This window comes from Wolbachia endosymbiont (group A) of Limnophora tigrina (genome assembly GCF_964263225.1).
Taxonomy (GTDB): Bacteria; Pseudomonadota; Alphaproteobacteria; order Rickettsiales; family Anaplasmataceae; genus Wolbachia.
This window is the reverse complement of the sequence record NZ_OZ181654.1, coordinates 1,393,153-1,405,065: the sequence shown is the minus strand read 5'-3', so window position 1 is coordinate 1,405,065 and position 11,913 is coordinate 1,393,153. Positions and strand designations below refer to the sequence as shown.

Sequence of the window (11,913 nt, the reverse complement as noted above, 5' to 3'; positions counted from 1 at the left end):
CTGTATTAGTTAAAATTGGAATTACTAGCGCTACTTTTTTGTTGTTGACTTTGCTGCTGATACATAGTTTCAAAATCTATAGGATCTAGCATAAGTGGAGGAAACCCACCACTACTTGTAGTTCTTGCAATTACTTCTCTTGCAAAAGGAAAAAGAAAAGTAGGCCCGCCAATAAACAAAGCTTGTCTTACTTCCTCTTCACTCAACTCTTTCAAATTTTCTATTGAAAAAATACCACAATACTTTATCTCACAAATGAAAGCTATACCATTTTTTATATCTTCATCTTTTACCGTCGATTTGACTTCTATATGCAAAGTAATTTCATGAAAAGGTTTTTCTTCATTTATTCCTTCTTTGCTTTCCGTTCCTTCTAATTTTGCTGAATTAATATTAACCGTTACATTAATATCGGGAGCTTTACTAGAAGGAAGGAATGGCGAATTTGGATTCTCAAACGAAAGATCTTTGACATACTGACCATGAATTTTCATTTTGTGTTGTAACATTTCTTACTTCTCCTTTAATTAAGTTGAGATATTTAATACTTTCTTATATAATATATTCATTTATAAACGAATAGCAAACCTAACTATAGGCTAATATGCAAAACATATTTTTATCAATAATTAATAATATTTAGATACTTTATATACCAAGGGGTTAAGTTACCATGATAGAGCTTGTAATATATGCTTTACTAGCGGCGTTTATTTTTTCACGCTTATACAATTCTTTAGGAAGATCAGCCAGTCTCAACCTAAAAAAGCTAACAGTTGTATTGGATGCAAGTCAAAGTAAAGAGGATGTGGTAGAAAATATCGAAGATTATATTTATAGCAACGACAAAAGTTCAATAGAAGCTACTTATAAACAAATATTACAAAAAAACAGAGAGTTCTCTATTTCCAATTTTATAGAAGGTTCAAGCATAGCTTTTGAATTAATAATTAAATATTTTAACCAAGGGAATTTACCTCAATTAAAATCCCTTCTGGACAAAGATTTGTATAACAGCTTTGTGGATAAGATTAAGCATCGTAAAGAGATACACGAGTCTATAATTGTTTCTATCGTTTCACAAAAGATCTTAGAAATAAAGCTAGTAAAAAACGTAATATTTATTGCAGTATATTTCCTTTCAGAGCAAATTAACTTCGTTAAGAATAATGAAGGAGATATCATATCAGGCAGTATGTCTACTATTAACAAAGTTGAGGATGTATGGCAATTCAAAAAAAATATTAATTCATCAGATCCAACCTGGTTGCTTGTTTCCATTAACTACAAGAAGGCAAGTACCGATAAAAATTTAACAGCAAATGACAAGTAAGATTAGTTACACCGATGGAAAGTAGGCTACGAGAAATAGTACTTGATACTGAAACTACAGGTCTTGACACTGAGTCTGGCCATCGAATTATTGAGATAGGATGTGTAGAACTAATTAACCGTATTCCAACAGGTAAAACATTTCATCAATATCTTAATCCAGAGAGAGATATACCTTACCACTCATTTAAGATTCATGGTATTAGTGAGGAGTTTTTGGAAGATAAGCCACTATTTTCAGATGTTGCACTTGAATTTCTTGACTTCATATCTAATGACATCTTGGTAATTCATAATGCTGAGTTTGATATTAAGTTCCTTAATATGGAGTTAAACAAGTTGAATGCCGGGTTAATTTCCTCAGATAGAGTGCTAGATACATTACCACTTGCAAGAAAAAAGTTTGTAGGATCACCTGCTTCTTTAAATGCATTATGCAAGCGTTTTGATATATCGCTAGAAGGTAGAGAGTTACACGGAGCATTAGTTGATGCTCAATTGCTTGCAAAGGTCTATGTTGAGCTTACAGGAGGATTGCAAACCTTTTTATTTAATAATGAATGTGCTCAGGACAATAACTCTACGTTTATTCAGCATAAAGTGCGTAATTTAGCTCGCAGAGAACATTCACCAAGTATTAAAGAAATTGATGAGCATAAGAAATTGTTAGATAAAATTAACAACCCACTTTGGAAGGAATATATTGAATCAATCAACTAATCAATATATGATTTAACTTTATTGGAAACGCTTTAATGATAAAGTTTATAAGGTTATTGTCTAGTTTGCTAATAACAGTAGCAGCTATCTTCTTAGGTTATTGTTATTTTACCAAGCAAGGCATATTTGTTTCACAAAATACAGAAATTAAGGTAGGTGGAGATTTTTCTTTGATCAATCAAGACGGACAAACAGTACGCAGTAGTGATTTTAAAAATAAGTATATGATGATTTTTTTCGGATTTTCCTCATGCAAAAGAATTTGCCCTATGAATCTCGGCATAATTTCAGAAACACTTGCAAAGTTAGATAAGAAAACTGACAATAAGCTACAAACATTTTTTATCACAGTTGATCCTGAGCGCGATAACACAGAAAGGCTTAAAGAATTTCAGCAGCAATTTGACCATAGAATACAAATGCTAACTGGTGAAAGACAAAAAATAGATGAAGTAGTTGCAAAGTATAAAGTATATGCAAGTAAAGTAGATGGAGAAGAGGAAATTAACCATTCTTCAATGATATACCTTATTAGCCCTGAAGGAAAATATGTCACACACTTTGTAGCTGATTTAAATTCAGATGAAAGTCAATCTGATAAGATTCTGGCTGAGATAAAAAAATATGTAAGCTGAACTAAAGAGCTTAGCTTACTTTAAATTTATGCTAACAGCTATTTTGATTAAACTAAGTCGTTTTTTTAATTTTTTCTAGGATCAACTCAGCAGCTTTTTGTTCAGCAATTTTCTTACTAGAAGCGCATGCAGAAACTTTGCCATAATTCTCTATGAAAATTGATATAGTAAACTCAGGATTGTGTGCTGGTCCAGTTTGTTTTACAAGTTCATACTCTGGTAAAGGTAATTTGTTTTTCTGAGTCCACTCTTGCAGTGAAGTTTTAGGATCTTGAGGAGGATCGATGATGTCTTTAGCTAGCTTTTCCCAATGTCGGATAATAAATTTTTCAACACTCTCAAGTCCACCGTCAATATAAATTGCACCTATTAGTGCCTCAAGCGAATTTTCTAAATTTTTTAAGTTACATTTCCCTCCGTTGCAACGTTCACTATTATTCATGATGATAAAGTTACCTAACTCTATTTCTTTAGCAACATTAGCAATGGTACTGCCACAAACTAGATCCGTTTTTCTTTTTGCCAATGCTCCTTCTTTTTCTTCAGGAAACATTTTAAACAGCATAGCAGATACAACCATGTTCAAAATACTATCACCCAAAAACTCTAGCCTTTCGTAGCTTACGATCTGGTCTTCGCTATTCCTTTTATTTACGCTTGGATGGGTTAATGCCTCTTCTAATATTGCATGATCTGTAAATTTATAATTAATAACTTTAGATATTATATCGTTCAAAACTTTCATGTTCATCATTCAAAAGAAAAGCACTCCCTATCATACCTTTACACTAAAAAGTTAGCTCTACTTTACTAAAACAATATCAATAACTTCCAAAATTAATGTATACAACCCACTGCTTCAGTAATGTTACTAAATCCATCTCTTTTTACCAATTCTGCAAGCTCCAGATTGATTTTGTTCACAACTTGATGCCCCTGATATACGAGAGCAGTGTACAGTTGTACTAAAGAGGCTCCTGCCTTTATTTTTTCATATGCGTCAATACCACTTGAAACTCCCCCACATCCTATCAATAGAATCCTGCTCTTAGTAAGCTTGTACATATCACTCAATAACTCGGTTGAAAGTTGAAACAATGGTCTACCGCTCAACCCACCACTCTCATTATAGTAAGAATCTCGACTTATCGTAGTGTTGCTTACTATTAAGCCGTCAATTTTATATTCTAGTGTAAGCTCAGCGATATTTTCTTTTGTTTGCTGATCTATATCTGGAGAAATTTTTAATATTATCGGTATGGATTCAGAGCTATCGATTGATTTCCGGGTTAGAGTGATAGATTTCAACAATTTGGATAATTCTTGTTTATTGTGCAAATCGCGCAAGTTAGGTGTGTTTGGGGATGAGATGTTCAGTACTATATAATTGCTCTTTCCATATACTATCTTTATTAAGTCAACATAATCGCTGATTTGGTCCTTTGATGTACTGTTTCTTCCTATATTTATACCAAAAATACAATCACCAAGTTTAGTTTCACTTATCTGTTTAAGAAAATAGTCTACTCCTTTATTATTAAATCCCAATCTATTAATTATTCCTTCATCTTTAATTAATCGAAAAATTCTCGGTTTTTTGTTTCCATATTGGGGATGTTTAGTTACAGTACCAGCCTCAATAAATCCAAAACCAAATGAGAGCATCGGCTTTACAACTTCCGCATTTTTATCAAAACCTGCAGCAAGACCTACAGGACTCCTAATTTTATTACCAAAAAAGTTTACATTTAAAGACTTAGGTAGTTCTATAGGTTTCCTACAGGGCATCTTTTTTAACGCCGTTATTACCAAGGAGTGAGCAATTTCAGGCGGCAGTAAAAACAATAAATTACGTAATATCATTTTGTAAAACACTTTGCTTATTTTTAGTTTATTTTTTACCATGCAACAAGAATAACTTAGAAAGCTTGAGGTTTATCAAAATAGTAAGTATATAGTTTCTATGAGTAGTAAAAACTAATTTTTCTGAAGGGAAACCAGAACTTGATCAGTATTTTTATCTACTAATTCGAGGTAGCCAAATTTGTTAATTTGAGATTTTATTAGTATAGGAATCTTATTTCGATTTAAATAAAATCCCTGTTTTGATTGTTTATTAATCCGCAACCTTACATCCCTATTTTTCCAAGCAAGCATCTTATTTATTCCAGATTTTTCTTTACAATTATCTTCATTTACAAATCCTAAGTATTCATCTTCTGAAGAAGATATTGCAATCTTGCATATTCTATACCCTACCCAATTCCCTAGATATGGATCAGTATCGTCTTTTTCGTGAAGCTTGAACTCTCCTTTGACATATTCCCATGGAGCTTTTGCATCACCTACCTTTTTTAGAAAGAGTACGTCCTGATCAAAGTTTATAATGGTCCTTGTATGAAATGTTGTTAAGCTTGTGTCCCATAATAGTTTTTCTGTGATGCTAAAATGCTCTTTATCCTTTTGCATATTTTGAAATGATACGATTATCACATCTGCTCCAACTTCTCTTCCATAGTTAACATATTGACTAGCACGCCCATGTTTGGCTGTGAATGATGACTTACCTATTAACAGAAAGTCATTAAATAACGCATTATATATAGTCTGTGCACTGTAAGCTGTACCGACGTAAACCGGCTGTTTGTTGGATGAAGGGTACTTTTCTGGTGCAAGATGAGTATACGAGCTCTTTAATAAATAGTGAAAAGTGCAACTGGTAAGCAAGAAGGGCAAACCAATCAATAATAAAACTTCTGTTAATCTCTTTGGCATTTTACTGCTTATATTTTGAATATAGTATCTTATTTTTTTAAATATTTCATTAAAAGCCACACTTCTTGTTAAAATTTCAGAAGAAAAAACGATCTAATTGGAGTAAGAGGCCGGGACCGGAATTGAACCGGTATAAAAGGATTTGCAGTCCTCCGCATAAGCCATTCTGCCACCCAGCCGTTTTTTATGCATAGATATCCATTATATCTTTTAGCATAGATAAAGCATCCTCTCTTTTTCTTTGAAAAGTGTTACGCCCGATAATTGAACCATTACCACCGCCTTGCTTAATTTCTTTCGCTTCATTGCATATGTCATTCACTGATTTTGACTCGCCACCAGAAAAAACTACTATTCTTTTCCCTGCAAAACAAGATCTTTTAACATATTCAATTCTTTTAGATAATGACTCAATATTTTCTGTTTCTATTTTCTCCCTTTCCAAATAGTTAATTGGAAGTTTTACTTTGATTATATTAGCGCCAAGTAAAGCTGCTATGTGCGCAGCATAGGCAATAACATCAACTGCTGTTTCGCCTTCTTTGGAAATTCCTTCACCGCGTGGATAAGACCATAGCACTACGGCAAGGCCGCAAGACTTAGCCTCAGCTATAATTTCGCGAGCTTCTTCCATCATATCGAAGCACTTAGCAGAACCAGGATATATAGTAAACCCAACAGCTACGCAACCCAAACGCAGCGCATCTTTTACAGAAGCAGTTATTGCTTGATCAGAAGTTAAGTTTTTCGAGTGCAAGGAGTTAGCACTATTAAGCTTCAAAATAAGTGGTAGCATTCCAGCATAAGTTGAAGCACCAGCTTCGATCATACCAAGCGGAGCAGCATATGCGCTTACTCCCGAATCAACTGCAAGCTGAAAATGATAATGCGGATCGTAAGCATCAGGATTAACTTCAAAACTTTTTATTGGCCCATGCTCAAATCCTTGATCTACAGGAAGAATTACTAACTTGCCAATTCCACTAAGTTTTCCATGCATAAGAATACGAGCAAGATTTGCTTTTACCCCAGGATTTTCACTTTCGTAATAATCTAGAATTCGGTTTACTTCTTTACTCATTAACACCTTCAAGTTTGCTTAAAGTGTAGCAAAAACCATAGTTGAAGCAAAGATCTTTTTATGCTCTTGTTCCTACACCTATATTTAAAGGTGTAACTTTAGGATCGGTGGTGTGCTGCTGTGGTTTTTCTTGAATTAAATCTTCAAAATACATTTTAACAATAGGAAGAATGAGTGGCATAAGCACTAATTTGTAGTCATACCATGCAAATTTTTCCTTGTAGCTAAATTCTGTGTCTTCTTCATATAAACGCTGAATGCAGTGTTCGCTATATAATTCAGAAGCTTTCGTAAAAGTTCTAAGTAAAGCAATAAGTAATAAATCCAATGCCAAATTAACTATCAGCATTGTTCCATATTGAACAGGACAGCCATTTTGTGCAATTTCCGATGCTAAACTGCACACAGCAAACGCTGCTGCCATACATATCACATAATTATCAGCAGCAATAAGTAGATTGTATCTTCTATTTAACCTATCTAGATTTTCCTCTTGTGAGCCTCTTTGTTTACTTGCTGCATAGATAATACTACAAAAGGATATAATAAATAACCATGGCCAAACTCCGATGCTGAATGCATAAAATTTATAAGCAATATTTTGCATTTTGCCACTGTTAGCAAGCTGCGATAAGCAATATTTGACTTTATGCGACGGATTAAGTATCACACCTGCTAATATAAATAAACATGCTCTATTTACAGCTTTCTCTCTACGCAATAGAATCTCATTGATTCTCCTTTGTTTTTCCTGCACTTCTCGCTGTAATGTTATAGATATGCCAGCTGCTTTTAAAGAATTAAGATATTGCTCTAGCTTATCTTTATCTGCACTAAGTTTTTTAAACTTTTCTTCAGCTACTTTTTTTTCTTTCTCTCCTATTACTTTATCAGGGTGACATTTTAATGAAGCTTTTCTAAAGCGCCGCTCAACTAACTTAAGTACATCATCAAACTCCTGGCTTATTACTTCTTCCGCTTTTATTCCCAGTCTTGAAAATAAATTCCGTAAATCTTGATTACTGTAATATTGATTTCTAGTTAAACTTGCCACTTTAGCCTCATTAAAAAATGAGGCTTATACTACAAATTTAATACTCAAGCAAGAATTTAAACTATATTAAAAGCAATTTCTTGTTTATCCATATAAATCCTTAATTTCTTTCCTTTGATTAATTGACGATTCAGCATTTCTTCAGCCAAATGACTTTTTATCTCTTTTTCAATCAACCTCTCTATCGGACGTGCTCCCATTTCTTTGCTGTAGCCAGTTTGTGCAAGATAAAACTTTACTTCCTCTTCGACTGAGCAACTTATGCCCTTTTGCATAAGTTGCTTTTTCAATTCTTGAACAAATTTATCCACAATATACAAAATGACATCTAAATTGAGGTCAGAAAAAGAAATGACTGCATCCAAGCGATTACGAAATTCAGGGCTAAAAATCCGTTCTACTGCTTTTTCGCTATCACCAATATTAAAGTCCTTATACCCAAAGCCAATAGAACTTTTGCTACGCTCAAATGCACCTGCATTGGTTGTCATAATTAAAATTGTATTGGAAAAATTAACTTTACGCCCGTAAGTATCTGTAACATAACCATAATCCATGACTTGTAGTAATATATTGTAAATATCACTATGAGCTTTCTCAATTTCATCAAGAAGTACCACACTATATTGATTGTTAGATACAGATTCTGTAAGCAATCCACCTTGGTCGTAACCCACATATCCAGGAGGGGAACCAATCATTCTAGATATTGTGTGAGGTTCCATATACTCGGACATATCAAATCGTATAAGGTTCATACCCATATTCTGTGCTAATTTCTTTGCAAGCTCAGTCTTACCTACGCCAGTTGGTCCTGCAAAAAGATAATTTGCCAAGGGTTTACTGTAACTTCTCAGACCAGATTTAGCAATTTTAATAGAATTAACAAGAGACTCTATCGCTTGCTCTTGACCAAAAATGGCTTTCTTGAGATTTTCTTTCAAAGATTTTACTCTTTGCACATCATCAAGCTCGCAAGGTACGTTTGTAATCCTAGTGATAGTATTCTTAATATCTCTACTGTTTATAATTTTTCGCCTGTTTTTTTGTAACTTACAATACGCCCCTGCTTCATCTATAACATCAACTGCTTTATCAGGTAATATTCGCCCAGTAATATACTTGTGTGAAAGTTCAGCTGCAGATTTAATGGCATGTTTCGTGTAATATACTCCATGATACCTTTCATAGTAATGCTTTATACCATCTAGTATCTTTACTGTATCATTAATAGAAGACTCTTTTACATTAATTTTTTGAAACCTCCTTGCTAATGCTTTATCCTTTTCAAAGCTATTGCTATATTCTCTATATGTAGTTGCACCTATACAACGCAACGCACCTCTTGCAAGTGCAGGTTTGAGCAGATTGCCAGCATCAAGAAAGCTGCCACTTGTTGAACCTGCTCCAATAATAGTGTGTATTTCATCAATGAAAAGAATAGCGCCAGGTTTTGCCTCAATTACTTTTATTATAGATTTTATTCTCTCTTCGAAGTCACCTCTATAGCGTGTTCCTGCAAGAAGTGATCCTAAATCCAAAGCATAAATTATGCTGGATCTCAGTGCACTCGGAACACTACCTTCAATAATTTTCAATACCAAGCCTTCAACTATTGTTGTTTTACCAACACCTGGTTCTCCGACATATAAAGGGTTATTTTTTCTGCGTCTTAGCAAGATTTCTATAGTGCGATTTAATTCATAATCACGACCAATGACATAATCTATTTTTTTGCTTCTTGCATAATCATTTAAATTTCTACAATAATTTTGTAGAACTTCTTCATCTTTTAATAATTCACCTTTATTTGCTACAGTAGAGATATCGTTATTCTTATCAAGTTTTATCTTACGATTAGTTACATATTCTTCTATATCACCTGAATATTTTATATTGGATATGTTATAAATCAAATTAGAATCCTTTGCATTCTGTTTGCGTAATAGCTCTTCAATGTATAAATCTTGCTCAGACAGAATCTCTAATAGAATACTTGCTCCATTTATTTCTTTTCTTCCCAGACGATGAGCTCGTATCATGGCTTTATGTATTATGCGTTGAAATAGCACATCAGGCTCAACTTTATTGACAGTTAATTCGGAGTTGTCTTGTAAAAAACCTTTTGTATTATTACCACGATCATTCCTTAATATAATATTATCTATATTTATGATTTCACCAGCTCTGATGTTACATCTTGATAAAACATAATTTACATCCACATCTTTGGTTAATGCTAGCAACAAATGTTCCACTTTTGCATATTTAAGCTTACAATCAGAAGCAATCTGTAACGCTCTATTTAAACTTGCCTCTAAATTTTTAGAAATCATCTATTCTCTTTAAAAGTGTAAATTTATATATAATTAGTAGCACACAATTATTAAAAAAACTGAAATCTAGCAGCTCGTTGTAGCCAAATTGAATTAAGCTACAGATTATAGTCCACACAGCCTAACATTATACCGTTGTGATAATCTCAAAACGTTATAAGCAGCAGAATTAAGATTATCAAATTGTAGGTAAATCTAATTTGGGCTAGCTATATATTCTTTCTACCATCCTCCAATCACTTCACTTTGCAGCAAGTTTACTGGAGCTTTTAAAGAATAGAAGAATAGTTAAGTACATTAATACGCTTTTTCTAGTACTCTGCTTTTCTTCTTAAATACATTGATCTTTTTTCTACCGTATTTAGCCTTTAACGTACTTGGCCTTTTAAAGATCTTTTTGCTGTTACGTTTTTGAGATTGCATACTACAATCAAAATTTGGCTCTCCTTCTTTATCTGCTAGTGCAGGCAGTCTTCTCTTATCTTGAGGTGTAACAAAAGATAATGCAAATCCTTCAGCTCCCGCACGTGCAGTTCTACCTATACGATGAACATAATCAGCTTGCGATTGTGGTACATCATAATTGATAACATGTTGAATGTGCGGAATATCAAGGCCACGAGAAGCAACATCTGTTGCAACCATGATTTGATTGCGGCCACGACGAAAAGAATCAATGACTCTTTCACGCTTGTGCTGCCTTAAATCACCATGAATTGCCAAAGCGCTATAGTCATCTTTGTGCAATTTGTCAGCTAGCTGATCCGCTCCTCGCTTTGTTTTAACAAAAATAATGATCGATCCTTTGCGCTGACATAATTGTGTAACAAGCTTGCCATATTTTTCTGATTCTGATGCATAAACAACTTCTTGTTTAATTTTTACAGAAGTTGTAGCCTGGCAATCAACAGAAACACGCTCTGGTTGATTAAGATATTTTTCAGTAAGTTTTACTATTTCTCCAGGAAGAGTTGCAGAAAACATAAGATTTTGCCTTATTTTAGGCAAATGCTTCATAATTTCTTCAATCTGAATTCCAAAGCCCATATCAAACATACGATCCGTCTCATCAAGCACAAGAATACCAACATTCCGAGTAACTAAAGTTTTACGCTCAATATGGTCTATAATACGACCAGGAGTACCTATTATAATTTGTGGTTTTTTCTGAAGCTGATTTAGCTGCCTAAAAATAGGCTCGCCTCCGATCAACAAAGCAACTCTTAGTAAAGAACTTTGAGATAAGAGTTTTCTTATCTCACTTGTTACCTGATGAGCAAGCTCTCTGGTTGGCACGATGACTAAAGCTGAACCAATGCTTGGCTCATTCATCAATTTAGCAACCAGTGGAATAGCAAACGCTAAGGTTTTTCCAGTTCCCGTTTGAGCAGACCCAAGAATATCTTTGCCCTGAAGAGCTAGAGGAATCGCTTGCACCTGAATCGGGGTTGGAACACAAAGATTATTTTTACTTAGAGCTTGCCTAAGCAAAGTTGGAAGCCCCATTTCATGAAAATTACTCACAATACATTACCCTATTAAAAAGCTTCACGATAGACTAATCTTCCAATCTTAAATTTATTGCAGACTTTTTATTTTCTCCGTTCCTACCACGCTCTTCTTTAAGCTCATAACTTACTCTTTCCCCTTTCATTCCTCCCTTTTTATCCTCTCCTCGAAGTGCATCAGGTCTTATTCCTGAACGTTCTAATGTACTAACATGTAAAAAAACGTCCTCACCTTTACCTTCTGGCTTGATGAAACCATAGCCTTTTTCAACATTAAACCATTTTATATTACCAAATTCCATATGGATAACTCCTAAACTACTAACTAATATTATTAATGTGATGAAAAACTTTGAAATTACGATTTAGAATGCTTTAAGCTTAGTTACTGCAACTAAACTTCTATACTCCATAGTCTATTCTTAACATTACATAGTAATAGTACACAATTATTGTACTTAATGCAACTAAA

General features: G+C 33.8%; 12 protein-coding genes and 1 tRNA gene. 3 read left to right on the top strand and 10 right to left on the bottom strand.

Annotated features, from left to right (window positions below; translation table 11 throughout):
* Positions 1-5: 5 nt before the first annotated feature.
* The gene (secB, locus tag ACE38P_RS06645; protein ID WP_374699729.1) at positions 6-509 is read right to left on the bottom strand and encodes a protein-export chaperone SecB; all 504 of its coding nucleotides are present in this window, start codon (positions 507-509) and stop codon (positions 6-8) included.
* A 164-nt stretch (positions 510-673) separates the two neighbouring features.
* On the opposite strand from secB, the gene ACE38P_RS06640 reads away from it, so the two are divergent.
* The 3 genes from ACE38P_RS06640 to ACE38P_RS06630 are packed head-to-tail and all read left to right on the top strand — an operon-like array spanning position 674 to position 2,687.
* Positions 674-1,333, top strand: coding sequence for a Tim44/TimA family putative adaptor protein (locus tag ACE38P_RS06640; protein WP_010404363.1), 660 nt, complete (start codon positions 674-676; stop codon positions 1,331-1,333).
* Positions 1,334-1,347: 14 nt separating this feature from the next.
* Positions 1,348-2,052 (top strand): DNA polymerase III subunit epsilon, encoded by a 705-nt coding sequence (gene dnaQ, locus ACE38P_RS06635; protein WP_374699728.1) that lies wholly within the window; start codon positions 1,348-1,350, stop codon positions 2,050-2,052.
* 35 nt (positions 2,053-2,087) lie between these two features.
* Positions 2,088-2,687, top strand: a complete 600-nt coding sequence (locus ACE38P_RS06630) for an SCO family protein (RefSeq protein WP_010404358.1) — start codon at positions 2,088-2,090, stop codon at positions 2,685-2,687.
* A 52-nt stretch (positions 2,688-2,739) separates the two neighbouring features.
* Here the strand turns inward: ACE38P_RS06630 and rnc are convergent, their stop codons facing one another.
* The 9 genes from rnc to ACE38P_RS06585 form a co-directional block, all read right to left on the bottom strand.
* Positions 2,740-3,432: a ribonuclease III gene (gene rnc / locus ACE38P_RS06625; protein ID WP_374699831.1), complete on the bottom strand. Its 693-nt coding sequence runs from the start codon at positions 3,430-3,432 to the stop codon at positions 2,740-2,742.
* A gap of 92 nt (positions 3,433-3,524) precedes the next feature.
* A complete protein-coding gene (locus ACE38P_RS06620) occupies positions 3,525-4,592 on the bottom strand; it encodes a quinone-dependent dihydroorotate dehydrogenase (protein WP_010404352.1) in 1,068 nt (355 codons plus the stop codon).
* Between the two features lie 72 nt (positions 4,593-4,664).
* On the bottom strand, positions 4,665-5,462 hold the full coding sequence (locus ACE38P_RS06615; RefSeq protein WP_374699727.1) for a hypothetical protein: 798 nt from the start codon (positions 5,460-5,462) through the stop codon (positions 4,665-4,667).
* A gap of 107 nt (positions 5,463-5,569) precedes the next feature.
* A tRNA-Cys gene (locus ACE38P_RS06610) sits at positions 5,570-5,641 on the bottom strand.
* 5 nt (positions 5,642-5,646) lie between these two features.
* On the bottom strand, positions 5,647-6,543 hold the full coding sequence (locus tag ACE38P_RS06605; protein ID WP_353281634.1) for a class I fructose-bisphosphate aldolase: 897 nt from the start codon (positions 6,541-6,543) through the stop codon (positions 5,647-5,649).
* 58 nt (positions 6,544-6,601) lie between these two features.
* Complete coding sequence (locus ACE38P_RS06600; protein WP_374699726.1) at positions 6,602-7,597, bottom strand: molecular chaperone DnaJ; 996 nt, start codon at positions 7,595-7,597, stop codon at positions 6,602-6,604.
* A 56-nt stretch (positions 7,598-7,653) separates the two neighbouring features.
* Positions 7,654-9,933: an AAA family ATPase gene (locus tag ACE38P_RS06595; RefSeq protein ID WP_374699725.1), complete on the bottom strand. Its 2,280-nt coding sequence runs from the start codon at positions 9,931-9,933 to the stop codon at positions 7,654-7,656.
* Positions 9,934-10,230: 297 nt separating this feature from the next.
* Positions 10,231-11,457 carry a DEAD/DEAH box helicase gene (locus ACE38P_RS06590; protein ID WP_010404320.1) on the bottom strand — a complete coding sequence of 409 codons (1,227 nt, stop codon included), beginning with the start codon at positions 11,455-11,457 and terminating at the stop codon, positions 10,231-10,233.
* Between the two features lie 34 nt (positions 11,458-11,491).
* Positions 11,492-11,743: a cold-shock protein gene (locus ACE38P_RS06585; RefSeq protein WP_064085705.1), complete on the bottom strand. Its 252-nt coding sequence runs from the start codon at positions 11,741-11,743 to the stop codon at positions 11,492-11,494.
* Positions 11,744-11,913: the final 170 nt, after the last annotated feature.